This window comes from Steroidobacter sp., from assembly GCF_036406195.1.
Lineage (GTDB): Bacteria > Pseudomonadota > Gammaproteobacteria > Steroidobacterales > Steroidobacteraceae > Steroidobacter.
Genome location: NZ_DASWVW010000055.1, coordinates 19,033 through 35,058 on the forward strand (window position 1 = coordinate 19,033; position 16,026 = coordinate 35,058).

The 16,026-nt window shown below is 63.8% G+C and carries 13 protein-coding genes; 1 reads left to right on the plus strand and 12 read right to left on the minus strand.

What is annotated here, in order from left to right; all coding sequences use genetic code 11:
* Positions 1-126: 126 nt before the first annotated feature.
* The 4 genes from glmM to rlmE all read right to left on the minus strand — a co-directional run bounded on the left by glmM (position 127) and on the right by rlmE (position 5,269).
* The gene (glmM, locus tag VGE08_RS20755) at positions 127-1,476 is read right to left on the minus strand and encodes a phosphoglucosamine mutase (RefSeq protein WP_331069830.1); all 1,350 of its coding nucleotides are present in this window, start codon (positions 1,474-1,476) and stop codon (positions 127-129) included.
* Positions 1,477-1,541: 65 nt separating this feature from the next.
* Positions 1,542-2,441, minus strand: a complete 900-nt coding sequence (gene folP / locus VGE08_RS20760) for a dihydropteroate synthase (protein WP_331069831.1) — start codon at positions 2,439-2,441, stop codon at positions 1,542-1,544.
* An 88-nt stretch (positions 2,442-2,529) separates the two neighbouring features.
* On the minus strand, positions 2,530-4,473 hold the full coding sequence (ftsH, locus tag VGE08_RS20765) for an ATP-dependent zinc metalloprotease FtsH (protein WP_331069832.1): 1,944 nt from the start codon (positions 4,471-4,473) through the stop codon (positions 2,530-2,532).
* Positions 4,474-4,645: 172 nt separating this feature from the next.
* The gene (gene rlmE, locus VGE08_RS20770) at positions 4,646-5,269 is read right to left on the minus strand and encodes a 23S rRNA (uridine(2552)-2'-O)-methyltransferase RlmE (protein WP_331069833.1); all 624 of its coding nucleotides are present in this window, start codon (positions 5,267-5,269) and stop codon (positions 4,646-4,648) included.
* Between rlmE and yhbY the strand changes: the two genes are divergently transcribed.
* A complete protein-coding gene (yhbY, locus tag VGE08_RS20775; RefSeq protein WP_331069834.1) occupies positions 5,268-5,594 on the plus strand; it encodes a ribosome assembly RNA-binding protein YhbY in 327 nt (108 codons plus the stop codon). The genes rlmE and yhbY overlap by 2 nt on opposite strands.
* Here the strand turns inward: yhbY and VGE08_RS20780 are convergent.
* The 8 genes from VGE08_RS20780 to grpE all read right to left on the minus strand — a co-directional run bounded on the left by VGE08_RS20780 (position 5,575) and on the right by grpE (position 15,927).
* A complete protein-coding gene (locus VGE08_RS20780) occupies positions 5,575-5,997 on the minus strand; it encodes a DUF4149 domain-containing protein (RefSeq protein ID WP_331069835.1) in 423 nt (140 codons plus the stop codon). The two genes, yhbY and VGE08_RS20780, sit on opposite strands and share 20 nt — an antisense overlap.
* 61 nt (positions 5,998-6,058) lie before the next feature.
* Positions 6,059-6,535 (minus strand): transcription elongation factor GreA, encoded by a 477-nt coding sequence (gene greA / locus VGE08_RS20785; protein WP_331069836.1) that lies wholly within the window; start codon positions 6,533-6,535, stop codon positions 6,059-6,061.
* Complete coding sequence (gene carB / locus VGE08_RS20790) at positions 6,532-9,795, minus strand: carbamoyl-phosphate synthase large subunit (RefSeq protein ID WP_331069837.1); 3,264 nt, start codon at positions 9,793-9,795, stop codon at positions 6,532-6,534. The genes greA and carB overlap by 4 nt, the downstream gene beginning before the upstream one ends.
* 12 nt (positions 9,796-9,807) lie before the next feature.
* On the minus strand, positions 9,808-11,016 hold the full coding sequence (gene carA, locus VGE08_RS20795; protein WP_349258758.1) for a glutamine-hydrolyzing carbamoyl-phosphate synthase small subunit: 1,209 nt from the start codon (positions 11,014-11,016) through the stop codon (positions 9,808-9,810).
* A gap of 187 nt (positions 11,017-11,203) precedes the next feature.
* Positions 11,204-12,019 carry a 4-hydroxy-tetrahydrodipicolinate reductase gene (gene dapB, locus VGE08_RS20800; protein ID WP_331069838.1) on the minus strand — a complete coding sequence of 272 codons (816 nt, stop codon included), beginning with the start codon at positions 12,017-12,019 and terminating at the stop codon, positions 11,204-11,206.
* An 18-nt stretch (positions 12,020-12,037) separates the two neighbouring features.
* Positions 12,038-13,165, minus strand: a complete 1,128-nt coding sequence (gene dnaJ, locus VGE08_RS20805; protein WP_331069839.1) for a molecular chaperone DnaJ — start codon at positions 13,163-13,165, stop codon at positions 12,038-12,040.
* A 127-nt stretch (positions 13,166-13,292) separates the two neighbouring features.
* The gene (gene dnaK, locus VGE08_RS20810; protein ID WP_331069840.1) at positions 13,293-15,221 is read right to left on the minus strand and encodes a molecular chaperone DnaK; all 1,929 of its coding nucleotides are present in this window, start codon (positions 15,219-15,221) and stop codon (positions 13,293-13,295) included.
* 169 nt (positions 15,222-15,390) lie between these two features.
* Positions 15,391-15,927 (minus strand): nucleotide exchange factor GrpE, encoded by a 537-nt coding sequence (gene grpE / locus VGE08_RS20815; RefSeq protein WP_331069841.1) that lies wholly within the window; start codon positions 15,925-15,927, stop codon positions 15,391-15,393.
* Positions 15,928-16,026 lie beyond the last annotated feature (99 nt).

A 16,026-nucleotide genomic window follows, 5' to 3' on the forward strand; every position in this document is an offset into this window, starting at 1 on the left:
CTGCGAAGGGCGCGGAAGCTTAGCGGCGCCCTTGCCCGAAATCAAACCCGAATGAAATCAAACCCAAGCAGATCGAACCGGATGTCTCCCAAATGAGATTTGGCACCGGCTTCGCCCCGCCAATCCTCAGCCCACCGCCACCTTCTGCTCGGCGGCGCTGGCGACGGTCGCCGCCAGTTCCCGGCAGATCTCCCGGACCAGCTTTTCGTCCCTGCCTTCGACCATGACCCGGATCACGGGTTCAGTACCCGAGGGCCGCAGCACGATGCGGCCGCTCTGCGCCAACCGGGCCTCGGCGCGCGAGATGGCTTCAGTGATCTGCGGCGAGCTGAAGGGGTCGATCTTCTTCGCGACGCGCACGTTCTCCATCACCTGCGGATACTTCGGCATCGGCGCCGCCAGCTCTGCGAGACTGCTGCCGGTCTCCTTCATGATGGCCAGCACCTGCAAGGCGCTGATCAACGCATCGCCGGTGGTAGTGTGATCGAGGCACAGCAGGTGACCCGACGTCTCGCCGCCCAGTGTGCCGCCGGTCTCCTTCAACATCTCCATCACGTAGCGGTCGCCCACCTTGGCGCGCTTGAACTCGATGCCTTCTTTCTGCAGCGCATGCTCCAGGCCGAGATTGCTCATGACCGTGCCGACCACCGGCCCTTTGAGCAGACCTTGGCGATGGCGCGCGCAAGCGATGATGTACAGCAGTTGATCGCCGTCGACGGTGCGACCCAGGTTGTCGACCATCACCAGGCGATCGCCGTCGCCGTCGAGCGCGATGCCGGCCTGCGCCTGCACTCCCGGCACCGTCAGCTGCAACAGGCTCGGCGACGTCGAGCCGCAATTCAAGTTGATGTTCCGGCCATTCGGCGAGGAGCCGATCGGCACGATCTCGGCGCCGAGATCGGCGAGGATGCGCGGCCCGACTTTGTAGCCGGCGCCGTTGGCGCAATCGATGACGAGCTTGAAGTCCGACAGATCCAGGCCCGGCACGGTGCTCATCACGAATTCCTGGTAGCGCACGCGCGACTTGTCGACGCGCGACGCGCGCCCGAGCTCGCTCGAGCTTCGCGTCAGCGGCGGCTCGTCCAGGTACTGCTCGATCTGCGCCTCGATCTCGTCGCTCAGCTTGCCGCCGTTGCGATCGAAGAACTTGATGCCGTTGTCTTCGTAGGGATTGTGCGAGGCGCTGATCACCACGCCGAAGTCACATTCGAAGCGCTTGGTGAGATACGCGATGCCGGGCGTCGGCAAGGGACCGATCAGCATCACGTTCACGCCCGAGGCCACGAAACCTGCTTCCAGCGCCGACTCGAACATGTAACCGGAGATGCGCGTGTCCTTGCCCACCAGCACCGTGCCGCCCTTGGGCGCCAGCACGCGCGCCGCCGAGCTCGCCAGCTTCAATGCGAATTCCACGGTGAGCGGATGCTCGCCAACGCGGCCACGCACGCCATCGGTGCCAAAGTATTTGCGGCTCAAAGTAAAACCCCGAAGTGACTAGTGACTAATGACTGGTGATCGGTCGGACGATGTCAGCTGGCCAGTCAGCTAGTCGCCGGTTGGTAGCCGGCGGCGCGCAGGGCCTGAGCGACTTTCACGGCGTCCACCGTCTCGGCCACGTCGTGGACGCGAAGGATAGCAGCACCGGCCAGAACGGCGGCGGTGGCCACCGCCAGCCCGCCGGCCAGGCGTTGCTCCACCGGCCGGCCCAGCAGCGTCTGGAACATGGATTTACGGGACACCCCCACCAGCACGGGCACGCCCGAGCGCCCCAGCTGGGGCAAATGGGCCAGCAGGGTCAGATTATGTTCGAGACGCTTGCCGAAGCCGATTCCGGGGTCCAGAACCAGGCGCTCACGGCCGATCCCAGCGGCCGCGCAAGCCTCGATCCGCTGCTCCAGGAACGCTGTCACTTCGCCTACTACGTCCTCATAGTGGGGCTCGTGCTGCATGGTGCGAGGCTGCCCTTGCATATGCATCAGGCACACCGCCGCGTGGGTGCTCGCTGCGGCTTCGAGGGCGCCGGGCTCACGAAGCGCACGAACGTCATTGATCAGACTTGCCCCCGCGGCGACTGCGGCGGACATGACGGCGGCCTTGCTGGTGTCGACGGAAATGGGCACGGAGGTGCGCGCGGCGAGCGCTTCGATGACGGGGATGACGCGGCGAATTTCCTCTTCTTCGCTCACGTCCGCGGCGCCAGGCCGTGTCGATTCGCCGCCCACATCGATCATGCCGGCGCCCTGCTCGATCATGCGTTGCGCCTGCTCGAGCGCCCGTGACAGTCCGATGAACCGGCCGCCATCGGAAAAGGAATCCGGCGTGACGTTCAGGATGCCCATCACCACGGGCTGGGACAGGTCGAGCGTGTGACGGCCACAGCGCAGCCAGCGGTTAGCGGTTAGCGGTTGGCGGTTGGTGGAAGAAGAGACGCCGGTGGTCATGATCATCGCTGGTGAGTTCGCACAAACGCAAAGAGGCGCGATGCCGCGCCTCTTCACTAACCCCTAACCGCCAACCACTAACCGCTGGTCAGTGCTGGCTGGCCGGCTTGCCGATCGGGGCCTCGCCCTTCTCGCGGTCGCGGCTCTTGCCGCTGCCGTTGCCGCCCACTCCGCCGCCCAGCGGCGTGGCGCTGTCATCCCAGCCCGCGGGCGGCTTGGGATCCCGGCCTTCCATGATGTCCTTGATCTGACCCTCGTCGATGGTCTCGTACTTGATCAGCGCCTCGGCCATCTTGTGCAGCTTGTCCAGGTTGGTCTCGAGGATGTCCTTGGCACGCTTGTAGTTCGTATCGATGACATAGCGAACTTCCTCGTCGATGGCGTGCGCCGTGACATCGGACACCTGCTTGTGCTGCGTCACTTGGCGACCCAGGAACACTTCGCCCTGATCTTCGCTGTAGGTCAGCGGTCCGAGCTTGCTCGACAGGCCCCACTTCGTGACCATGTTGCGGGCGATTTCGGTCGCGCGCTCGATGTCGTTGGAAGCACCCGTGGTGATCGACTCGGGTCCGAAGATGATCTCTTCGGCGATACGGCCGCCGAACAGCGTGCTGATGCGGCTCTCCAGGCGACGCTTGCTGGTGCTGTAACGATCCGCTTCCGGAAGGAACATCGTCACGCCCAGCGCACGGCCGCGCGGAATGATGGTCACCTTGTAGACCGGATCGTGCTCGGGCACCGTCAGGCCGATGATGGCGTGACCCGCCTCGTGATACGCGGTGAGCTTCTTCTCCTGCTCGTCCATGACCATGGAGCGGCGCTCGGCGCCCATCATGATCTTGTCCTTGGCGCGCTCGAACTCTTCCATCATCACCGTGCGGCGATTGGCGCGAGCGGCGAACAATGCCGCTTCGTTGACCAGGTTGGCGAGATCGGCGCCGGAAAAGCCCGGCGTGCCGCGCGCGATCACCTGCGGCTTGACGTCTTCCGCCAACGGCAACTTGCGCATGTGGACCTTCAGGATCTGCTCGCGGCCGCGAACGTCCGGCAGCGGCACCACGACCTGGCGGTCGAAGCGGCCCGGACGCAGCAGCGCCGGATCCAGCACGTCGGGACGGTTGGTGGCAGCGATGACGATCACACCCTCGGTGCCCTCGAAACCATCCATTTCCACCAGCAGCTGGTTCAGCGTCTGCTCGCGCTCGTCGTGACCGCCGCCGAGACCGGCGCCGCGATGACGGCCGACCGCGTCGATTTCATCGATGAAGATGATGCAGGGCGCGTGCTTCTTCGCCTGATCGAACATGTCGCGCACGCGCGAGGCACCGACACCGACGAACATTTCGACGAAGTCGGAACCGGAGATGGTGAAGAACGGCACTTTGGCTTCGCCGGCAATGGCACGAGCCAGCAGCGTCTTGCCGGTACCCGGCGAGCCGACCATCAGCACGCCGCGAGGAATCTTGCCGCCCAGGCGCTGGAACTTGCCCGGGTCTTTCAGGAACTCGACGATCTCGACCACTTCTTCCTTGGCTTCGTCCACGCCTGCGACATCGGCGAAGGTGACCTGTACCTGGTCCTCGCCCAGCAGCCGTGCGCGACTCTTGCCAAAGGACATGGCCCCCCTGCCGCCGGCACCGCCTTGCATCTGCCGCATGAAGTACACCCAGACCGCGATCAGCAGCAGGATGGGGAAGGAAGAGATGAACAACTGCATCAGGAAGCCCTGACGCTCGGGCGCTGCGCCCGAGAACTTCACATTGTGCTGGATGAGCGTGCCGATCAGCTCGTTGTTCTCCGTCTCCGGGTTGTTGACGGTGAACGGCTCGCCGTTGGTGCGCACGCCGCGAATCAGCTTCGTGGTGTTGTTGAGAGTGACTTCGGCAACGCCGCCATCCTTCACCTGTTGCAGGAAGGTGGAGTACGGCATCTCCTGGGTTCCGACGGATCGTGCACTGAAATTGCTAACGACGGTGGCTACCACCACCGCGATCACGATCCAGAGTACGATGTTCTTCGCTAGGTCGTTCAAAGTCCCATCCTCATGCGCCCCGTCCGGTCTGTTGAAGTCCGAAGCGCGGCGGCAGCCTGGAAGTAAATAAATAGGCGCCGATTGACACTACACCACCGGACCGGGACGCGCCATAACCGACTTCCTGATCCGTATCAAGTCTTCCAGCCAGGTGACCGTCAGACCGACCCGCTCAAGCCTTAAAGTCGCGCCCCAACAGGTAAAGTTCCGGACTTCGCTGCCGCGAGGCGGCCGGTTTTCGCACCTTCACGCTCGCGAAGCTGTCACGTAGCGCTTTCACGAACGGCTGGAAGTGCCGGCCCTGGAACACCTTGACCAGAAAATCGCCCCCCGGCGCCAGCCGTTGACGGGCAAAATCCAGAGACAGTTCAACCAGATGCATCGAACGGTCATGGTCCACATCGGCGATGCCCGTGGTATTGGGGGCCATATCCGACATTACAAGCCGCGGCCGTTCATCACCCAGCATTTGCTCCAGCTGCGCCAGGACCGTGTCATCCGAAAAGTCGCCCTGCAGGAAGTCGACGCCTACGATGGCGTCCATGGGCAGGATGTCGAGGGCGACGATGCGTCCCCTGCCCTGTAGCAGCCTGGCCGCGAGCTGGCTCCAGCCGCCGGGAGCCGCGCCCAGATCGACGATGGTCATGCCGGGGCGGATCAGCCGGTCGGTGCGCTGGATCTCGTCGAGCTTGAACACGGCGCGCGAGCGATAGCCGGCCTGGCGCGCCTGCTTCACATACGGGTCGCTTTCATGTTCGGCGAGCCATTGGCGGCTCGATTTAGTACGCTTGGCCATGGCTTCGATTCACATGACTTCGATACAGCAGCTTTCCGAAAAGCAGAAGAAATACCTGCGTGGCCTCGCGCACGGTAAGGACCCCGTCATTCTCATCGGCTCGTCGGGCTTGTCCCCGGGGGTCGCCAGGGAATTCGACGAGGCCCTGGGCGCGCACGAGCTGGTGAAAGTGAAAGCGCGCGTCGGCGACCGGGAGGAGCGGGATGCCATTCTCGCCGAGCTGGCCCGGCAAAGCGGCAGCTCTCTGGTCCAGCGCATCGGCAATGTGGGTGTGTTCTATCGCCCGCACAAGGACAAGCCGAAAATCATTCTGCCTGCCGAGTAGGCGCTGCCACGCCACCGAGCTGGCGTGTCTGCCACACCAGGCCCAGGGCAGTCAGGCACGCGCTGAAGAACAGCACGGCCGAGATGCCGTGAAGCATGCCGAAGCGCACCATGTCGTTCGCGGTGCGGGCTGCATCCATCATCGGGCCGAGAATCAGCTCGCTGGCGAGCGGAGCACCCGCCGTCAGCAGGATCAGCCACAGAACCGTCTTGCTGGTGGCGAATGCCTTGCGCGCGGCGAAGATGGCGATGAGCGCGGTCGCGACGGTCACGCCGAGCCAGGTCTCGATATGAAATAGCCGCCCCGCCATCTGGCCCGCCAACTGGCGCTCCGGCAACGTTGCAAACAACTGCGGCGCGACGATGCCGCACACCGTCCACAGCGAGCCTGCCCAGAGCGTCACCAGAACTGTCGCGCAGAGCTCGAGTATTCGCGACCCGCGCGCCATTGATCGTTGCTGGCCGTCAGGTGTAGCGGACGGCGACGATCTCGTAGCTCTTGGTGCCGCTAGGCGCGACCACGTCGACGACATCGCCCTTGGACTTGCCCACCAAGGCGCGCGCGATCGGCGAAGAGACCGAGATCAGGCCTTGCTTGATGTCGGCCTCGGCGTCGCCGACGATCTGGTAGATCACCTTGTTGCCGCTCTCCTCTTCCTCCAGCTCGATGGTGGCGCCGAACACCACCTTGTCGGTGGCCGGCATCGAGGACACGTCGATGATCTCCGAGTTCGACAGGTGCGACTCGATGTCCTTGATGCGGCCTTCAATGAAGCTCTGCTGCTCACGGGCCGCGTGATACTCGGCGTTCTCGCTCAGATCGCCATGTGCGCGCGCTTCGGCGATCGCCTGGATCACGCGCGGACGGTCTTCACTCTTCAAACGCTTCAGCTCGGCGCGCAATTTCTCGGCGCCTTTCAGAGTCAACGGCAGACGTTTCACGATGCGATCTCCAATCGCGCGGCCGCCGTGGCGTTGTCCTGCGCAATCTCCTGATGCAGATCCTGCAGTCGGTTCACGTCGACCTCATTCATGTGGGCAATGGCATCGCAGGTGGCGAGTCCCGCCGCCACGGTCGTGTAGTACGTGACGCGCCTGTGGACCGCTTCGCGCCGGATGGAGCGCGATTCGAATATCGCCTGCTTGCCTTCGGTGGTATTGACGATCAGCGAAATCTCGTCGTTTTTTATCATGTCCACGATGTGAGGGCGACCCTCGCGCACCTTGTTCGCCGTGCGGCACGGAATTCCCGCATTGCTGATGGCTTCTGCAGTGCCGGACGTGGCAACGATTTCGAATCCCTGCGCAACCAGACGTCGCGCCAGCTGCACCGCCGCCGGTTTGTCGCGCTCGCGCACGCTGATGAGGCACACACCGCGAGTGGGCAGAATGACGCCCGAAGCGAGCTGCGCTTTGGCATAGGCTTCGCCGAACGAGCGGCCCGTGCCCATCACCTCGCCGGTGGACTTCATTTCCGGACCGAGGATCGGATCGGCCTCGGGGAACTTCGCGAACGGAAACACCGCTTCTTTCACCGCGAAGAACTTCGGTACCCGCTCCTTGGTCAGGCCCAGGTCCCGCAACTTTTCGCCGGCCATGACGCGCGCGGCGATCTTCGCCAACGGCACTCCCGTGGCTTTGGAAACAAACGGCACGGTGCGCGAGGCTCGCGGATTGACTTCGAGGATATAGACGATGCCGTTCTGGATCGCGAACTGGATGTTCATCAGACCGACGACATTCAAACCCTTGGCGAGCTTGCGCGTCTGGTCCTTGATCTCGGCCTGGACCTCCGCGGACAGGCTGTTCGGCGGCAGCGAGCAGCCCGAGTCGCCGGAGTGCACTCCCGCCTGTTCGACGTGCTCCATGATGCCGCCGATGTACACATCCTCCCCGTCGCAGATCGCATCGACGTCAACTTCGATGGCCTGATCGAGGAAGCGATCCAGCAGCACCGGGCTGTCGTTCGATACTTTCACCGCGTCCGTCATGTACTGGCGCAGATCGTCTTCGTTGAAGACCACTTCCATGGCGCGGCCGCCGAGCACATAGGAAGGCCGCACGACCAGCGGGAAGCCCACCGTCTTGGACATGGCGATGGCCTGCTCTTCGGTGCGCGCGGTGCAATTCGGCGGCTGCTTCAAATTCAGCTGCTGCACGAGTTGCTGGAAACGCTCGCGGTCTTCGGCAACGTCGATCGCATCAGGCGTGGTGCCGATGATCGGCGCGCCCGCGGCTTCGAGCGCGCGGCACAGCTTCAGCGGCGTCTGGCCGCCGTACTGCACGATCACGCCCATCGGCTTTTCCTTGTCGATGATCTCCATGACATCCTCGAGCGTCAGCGGCTCGAAGTACAGGCGATCCGACGTGTCGTAGTCCGTCGAGACGGTCTCGGGATTGCAGTTGACCATGATGGTCTCGAATCCGGCATCGCGCAGCGCCAGCGCCGCGTGCACGCAGCAGTAGTCGAACTCGATGCCCTGGCCGATGCGGTTCGGGCCGCCGCCCAGGATCATGACCTTCTTGCGATCGGTCGGGTTCGCTTCGCATTCCTCGTCGTAGGTGGAATACATGTATGCCGTGGAAGTCGCGAACTCGGCGGCGCAGGTATCGACGCGCTTGAATACCGGCCGAAGGCCCATCGTCAGACGGCGGCGGCGCACGCTCGCTTCATCGATGCCGAGCAAGGTCGCCAGGCGGCGATCCGAGAAACCTTTGCGCTTCAGCTCGCGCACGCGATCCGATGTGAATCCTTCGAGCCCCTGCTCCGCCACCTTCTGCTCCTGGAGCACGATGTCGTGAATCTGGGCGAGGAACCAGGGATCGATCCGCGTCAGCGCCTGCACTTCGTTGAACGTCAGCCCGGCGCGGAACGCATCGCCGACGTAACGCAAGCGATTCGGTCCGGGCATGCGCAGCTCTTCGCGCAGCTTGTGCATCTGTTCTTCGGCGATCGGCAGCGGGAGCAACGGATCGAGTCCGTCGATACCCACCTCCATGCTCCGCAGGGCCTTCTGCAGCGACTCCTGGAAGGTGCGGCCGATCGCCATCGCCTCGCCCACCGACTTCATCTGCGTGGTGAGGCGATCGTTGGAGCCGGGGAATTTTTCGAACGTGAAGCGCGGGATCTTGGTGACCACGTAGTCGATGGTCGGCTCGAACGAAGCGGGGGTCGCGCCACCGGTGATGTCGTTGCGCAGCTCGTCCAACGTGTAGCCGACCGCAAGCTTTGCGGCGACCTTGGCGATCGGGAAGCCGGTGGCCTTCGACGCGAGCGCCGAAGAGCGCGACACGCGCGGATTCATCTCGATGATCAGCAGTCGGCCGTCGGCGGGATTGAGCGCGAACTGCACATTCGAACCGCCGCACTCCACGCCGATCTTGCGCAACACCGCGATCGAGGCGTTGCGCATCATCTGATATTCCTTGTCCGTCAGCGTCTGCGCCGGCGCGACCGTGATCGAGTCGCCGGTGTGCACGCCCATGGGATCGAGGTTCTCGATGGAGCAGATGATGATGCAGTTGTCCTTGCGATCGCGGACCACTTCCATCTCGTACTCTTTCCAGCCGATCACCGACTCTTCCAGCAGCACTTCGGAAGTCGGTGAAGCATCGAGGCCGCGCTCGACGATAGCGACGAACTCTTCGCGGTTGTATGCGATACCGCCGCCCGAGCCCCCCATCGTGAACGACGGACGAATGACCGTGGGGAAGCCGATCTCGGCCTGTACGGCGAGCGCTTCCTCCATGCTGTGCGCGATCTTCGAACGCGGCGATTCCAGGCCGATCTCGCGCATCGCGTTACGGAAACGCTCCCGGTCTTCGGCCATGTCGATGGCTTCGCGGGATGCGGCGATCAGCTCGACGCCGTATTTCTCCAGCACGCCTTCGCGTACCAGGTCGAGCGCGCAATTCAGTGCGGTTTGTCCGCCCATGGTGGGCAGCAGCGCGCTGGGACGTTCCTTGGCGATGATGCGTTCCACCGTGCGCCAGTGAATGGGCTCGATGTAGATGGCATCGGCGGACTCCGGATCCGTCATGATCGTGGCCGGATTGGAGTTCACCAGGATGACGCGATAGCCCTCTTCCTTGAGCGCCTTGCAGGCCTGCGCGCCGGAATAATCGAACTCGCAGGCCTGGCCGATGACGATGGGGCCGGCGCCGATGATCAGGATGCTTTGCAGGTCAGTACGTTTGGGCATGTGTGCGGTTGGTCATCCTTCGGCGGCGCGGCGGCCGTTGTCGTTCGCGGCGGCGGTGCTCTTCACACTCGGTTGCTGCGCGAGACGCTCGTGAATCATGGCGGTGAACTTGGCGAACAGGTGCCCGACATCCTGCGGGCCCGGGCTCGCCTCGGGGTGGCCCTGGAAGCTGAAAGCCGGCCGGTCGATGCGCTCGATGCCTTGCAGCGAGCCGTCGAACAGCGACTTGTGGGTGACCTTCACATTCGGGCCGAGCGTGCTCTCGTCCACCGCGAAGCCGTGGTTCTGGCTGGAGATCAACACGCGGCCCGAGGCGATATCCAGCACCGGATGATTGGCGCCGTGATGACCGAACTTCATCTTCACGGTCTTGGCGCCGCTCGCCAGTCCCAGCAACTGGTGTCCCAGGCAGATGCCGAACACCGGAATGTCGGTCTCCAGGAATTTCTTGATGGCCTCGATGGCATACGTGCACGGCTCCGGATCGCCAGGGCCGTTGGACAGGAAGATGCCCTCGGGATTCATGGCCAGCACCTTCTCCGCCGGCGTCTGCGCCGGCACCACAGTGACGCGGCAGCCTTGATCGGCGAGGCAACGCAGGATGTTGCGCTTGATGCCGTAGTCGTAAGCGACCACGTGCACGCGCTGACCCGGACGCGCCTTGGGACCGGTGTGCTGGCCCCAGTTGGTGCCTTCGTTCCATTGATAAACGCGCTTGGTGGACACGACCTTCGCGAGGTCCATGCCCTTCAAACCGGGAAACTTGCGCGCGGCATGCACGGCCGCTTCGGCATTCGCCTTCTCGCCGGTCATGATGCAGCCGGCCAGAGCGCCCTTCTCCCGCAGGATGCGCGTCAGCTTGCGAGTGTCGATATCGGCGATGGCGACCACCTTGCCGCGCTGAAGAAAACTCTCCAGCGACTCCGAGGCGCGCCAGCTGGAATGCAGGGCCGGCAGATCACGAATGATCAGGCCCGCCGCATACACCGCCGCCGCTTCCAGGTCTTCCGGATTGGTTCCGGTATTGCCGATGTGGGGATAAGTGAGAGTGACGATTTGTCTGCAATAGGACGGGTCGGTGAGAATTTCCTGGTATCCCGTCATGGCGGTGTTGAACACCACCTCGCCCGTCGTGTTGCCTTTGGCTCCGATCGACCGGCCGTGAAAAACCGTGCCGTCTTCGAGCGCCAGTACCGCGGGCACTTTTTCGGCGTGGTTCATGAGGCTCCTGATGTCAGCTGTTTCAGACACGCATGCGGAAGACGAGATGGGCTCTTAGGCCCGATCCCGCAACAAGTGTTTTCACCGCGTGCTGAAGACGGCAGTGTACGCGAGTTGGCGAAGTGAGAAAAGCAAAAAGCGCGTGCCGGTCACAACAAACCGCGCCACGCTGGCCGCACGACGCCGGTCAACAGAGGCCGAGCACGTCCTGCATCGAGTACAGGCCCGGTGGCTGGCTGGATAGCCAGTGCGCCGCCCGCACTGCGCCGCGGGCGAAAGCGAGACGATCGCTGGCACGATGTGTCAGCTCGATCCTCTCGCCAAGACCGGCGAACGTGACTGTGTGATCGCCGACCACATCGCCGCCGCGAAACACCGAAAAGCCGATCGCGCCGCGCTTGCGTGCGCCTGTGTTGCCGTGCCGCGAGTATTCAGCGACCTCGCTCGTGTCGACGTCGCGGCCCTTGGCGGCAGCCGCCCCGAGTGCCAGCGCGGTGCCCGAGGGCGCGTCTTTCTTGTGACGATGATGGGCCTCGAAAACCTCGATGTCGTAGTCGGCATCGAGCTTGGCCGCCGCCAGCTCGACGAGCTTGAGCAGCAGGTTCACGCCGAGGCTCATGTTCGGCGCCATCACGATCGGGATCTGTTTCGCCGCGGCGGCAATCTGCGCCTTCACCTGTTCGCTGTGCCCGGTCGTGCCGATGACCAGCGGACGCTTGGCGGCGAGACAGGCAGCGAGATTCGTGGCCGTTGCTTCGGGGAGCGTGAAATCGATGGCCACTTGCGAGTTGCGAAGAGCGACCGCGGGGTCCGCCTCGATCGACACGTTCCGCTTGATACCGCCAGCGGCCTCGCTCGCATCCTTGCCGAGCCAACGGCTGTTGGCCGACGCGGTCGCGCCCGCGAGCACCGAGCGCGGCACCTCATCGATGGCCGCGAGCAACGCGCGGCCCATCCGGCCGCTGACGCCGAATACGGCGATTTGCAGAGAGTCGTGCGCCATCTTGTGTCAGCCCGGGCGTTAGCTGCGAATGGTATCGAAGAAGCGTTTCACGCCGTCCAGCCAGGTGCTTTCACGCGGGCTGTGATTGCGTTTGCTCTTCTGCATGGAAGCATCGAAAGCGCGCAGCAGGTCTTTCTGTTCTTCGGTGAGATTGACCGGCGTTTCCACCACCACGCGGCAGAACAAATCGCCCGTCGCACCGCCCCGCACGGGCTTTACGCCCTTCTCGCGCAAACGGAACACGCGACCCGACTGAGTTTCGGCGGGCACTTTCAATTCGACCGTGCCGCCGAGTGTCGGCACTTCGACAGTGCCACCTAGCGCCGCGGTAACGAAGCTCACGGGCACTTCGCAGGAGAGATGACTGCCATCGCGCTCGAAGATCGGGTGCTCGCGCACTCGGATCTCGACATACAAATCGCCCGGCGGCCCGCCATTGCGCCCGGCCTCGCCTTCGCCGGTCAGGCGGATGCGGTCGCCGTTGTCGACGCCCTGCGGGACTTTGACGGTGAGATTCTTCTTTTTGCGCAGCCGGCCCTGCCCGAGACAGGAATCGCACGGCTGACTGACGATCTGGCCGCGGCCTTTGCAACGCGGACAGGTTTGCTGAACCGCGAAGAAACCCTGTTGCATGCGGACCTGACCGGCACCGTTACAGGTATCGCACGTGGTGGGCTTGGAGCCGGGCGCGGCGCCCGTGCCCGAGCACGGCTCGCACTCGACCAGCGTGGTGAATTCGATATCCGCGGAGTGGCCGAACACGGCCTGTTCGAGATCGAGCTCGAGGTCGTAGCGCAGGTCGGCGCCACGAAATACCTGCTGGCGTCCGCCACGGCGGCCGCCGCCGAAAATATCTCCAAAGACGTCGCCGAAGATGTCGCTGAACGCGTCGGAGGCGCTATAGCCGGCGCCACCGCGAGCGGACAAGCCCTCGTGACCGTGCTGATCGTAGATGGCGCGCTTCTGCGCGTCGGTCAGGACCTCGTAGGCTTCCTTGCACTCCTTGAACTTCTCTTCGGCTTCTGCGTCGTTGGGGTTGCGATCCGGATGGAACTTCATCGCCAGACGGCGATAAGCCTTCTTGATCTCGGCCTCCGTGGCCGTGCGGGCTACGTCGAGAACCTTGTAGTAGTCGCGCTTTGACATTAGCGGATAGAGACCCCACCCCAGATCGGACTGCGCGCATGATGCCTGCGCGGGCGGGCATCATGCCACCTGAAAACGAGTCGGGCCCGGCAGACAGCAAACGTCTTCCGGGCCCGGCTCCGCATCGTTACTTCTTCTTGTCTTTGACTTCTTCGAACTCGGCGTCGAGCACGTCGTCGCTGCCGTTGCCGCCAGCGCCGCCAGCCGAGCCCTGCGGGCCCGCGCCGCCCGGAGCAGCGCCTGCTTCAGCGGACTGCTGCGCCAGAGTGGCCGCCAGCCGGCTCACTTCAGCCGCCTTCTTCTCGATGATGTCTTTGTCATCACCGCTCAGCGCGCGCTTCAGATCGGACACGGCGTTTTCGATATTGGCGCGATCGCCGGCCGGGACCTTCTCGCCCAGCTCGCTCAGCGTCTTCTCGGTTGCATGCACCAACGCGTCGGCCTTGTTGCGGGCCTCGACCAGCTCGCGGAACTTGCGATCTTCCTCGGCGTGCGCCTCGGCGTCCTTCACCATGCGCTTGATCTCGTCCTCGCTCAGGCCGGAAGACGCCTTGATGACGATCTTCTGTTCCTTGCCGGTGGCCTTGTCCTTCGCCGACACGTTCAGGATGCCGTTGGCATCGATGTCGAACGTGACTTCGATCTGCGGCATGCCACGCGGCGCCGGCGGAATGCCTTCCAGGTTGAACTGGCCCAGCGACTTGTTGTCGGCCGCGCGCTGACGCTCACCCTGCAGCACGTGAATGGTCACGGCGCTCTGGTTGTCGTCGGCGGTCGAGAAGGTCTGATTCGCCTTGGTGGGAATCGTGGTGTTCTTCTCGATCAGCTTGGTCATCACGCCACCGAGCGTCTCGATACCGAGCGACAGCGGCGTCACGTCGAGCAGCAGCACGTCTTTCACTTCGCCGGACAGCACGCCGCCCTGGATCGCGGCGCCCACCGCCACGGCCTCGTCGGGATTCACGTCCTTGCGCGGCTCCTTGCCGAAGAAGTCCTTCACCGCCTTCTGCACCAGCGGCATGCGGGTCTGGCCGCCGACCAGGATCACCTCGGACACGTCCTTGATGGACAGTCCGGCATCCTTCAGCGCAATCCGGCACGGCTCGATGGTCTTGTTCACCAGGTCCTCGACCAGCGACTCGAGCTTGGCGCGAGTCAGCTTGATGTTGAGGTGCTTCGGACCGGAAGCGTCCGCCGTGATGTACGGCAGGTTGATTTCGGTCTGCTGGCTGCTCGACAGCTCGATCTTGGCTTTCTCAGCCGCTTCTTTCAGGCGCTGCATGGCGAGCGGATCACGACGCACGTCGACGCCGCTCTCCTTCTTGAACTCTTCGCCGAGGTAGTCGATGACGCGCTTGTCGAAGTCCTCGCCGCCGAGGAACGTGTCGCCGTTGGTCGCGAGCACTTCGAACTGACGCTCGCCGTCGACGTCGGCCACTTCGATGATGGACACGTCGAAGGTGCCGCCACCCAGGTCGTACACCGCGATCTTGCGGTCACCGCCCTGCTTGTCGAGGCCATAGGCCAGCGCCGCGGCGGTCGGCTCGTTGATGATGCGCTTGACGTTGAGGCCCGCGATGCGGCCGGCGTCCTTGGTCGCCTGGCGTTGCGAGTCGTTGAAGTAGGCCGGCACGGTGATGACGGCCTCGGTGACCGGGGTCCCGAGGAAGTCCTCGGCGGTCTTCTTCATCTTCATCAGCACGCGCGCGGAGATTTCCTGCGGGGCCATCTTCTTGCCCTGCACTTCCACCCACGCGTCGCCGTTGTCGGCCTTCGCGATCTTGTACGGCACCATGTCGACGTCCTTCTGGACGACGCTGTCTTCGAAGCGGCGACCGATCAGTCGCTTGATCGCGAACAGGGTGTTCTGCGGATTGGTGACTGCCTGGCGCTTGGCGGACTGGCCGACCAGTACTTCATTGTCCTTGGTGAAAGCGACAATGGACGGAGTGGTGCGATCGCCCTCGCTGTTTTCGATCACACGCGGCTTGCCGCCCTCCATGATCGCGACGCACGAGTTGGTCGTGCCGAGGTCGATGCCGATGACTTTGCTCATGGCCCAAGGTCTCCTGCAAAAGGTCCGTTAATTAGAATGTTGATAACTGTAAATCTGGCCAGCCGAGCGCATGGTTCATAGCCTGGGTTCATAGCCTGGGTTCATGTGCTTGCCAACCGGTCTCTTGTGGCGCTATCTGCGGATGGTGTGGTTATTTACAAGGGCCGCCTCACGGCGCCTTGGCCACGATGACCCGGGCCGGACGCAGCAGCCGGCCGTTGAGCAGGTAGCCCTTCTGCACCACCTGCGTCACGCTGTCCGGCACGTGCTCGGTCGAGGGCTGCATCGCCATGGCCTCGTGGTGCTCCGGGTTGAACGGCTGGCCGAGCGGGTCGATCTCGGTCAGGCCGTTCTTTTCGAACGCGTTCGCCAGCTGCTTCAGGGTCGCCTCGGTGCCGGCGCGCAGGGTCTGGACATCGCCGGCGGCCTGCAGGCCCAGTTCCAGGCTGTCCTTCACGGCGATCAGATCGTTGGCGAAACGGTCGACGGCGTATTTATGCGCCTGCTCGATATCGCGCGAGGCACGCTTGCGAATATTCTCCATCTCCGCCAATGCACGCATATACAGGTCGCGACTCTCCAGGGCGCGAGCCTCGGCGGCGGCCAGGGCGGCCTGCAGATCGGCAACGTCCTGGGAGGGCTGGGCGTCGCCATTGGCGCCCCCACTGGCACCTCTGAGGCGATCCTGCTCGTTGGGCGTGCTCATGAATTCTGTTCCTCCTCTCGCAAATGGCTCGCCCCCCGCCTGGGCCCGCCCACGTCGAGTGGGGGCGCGAGCGGGGGCTCGTTATCTTTAAAGGGGCGG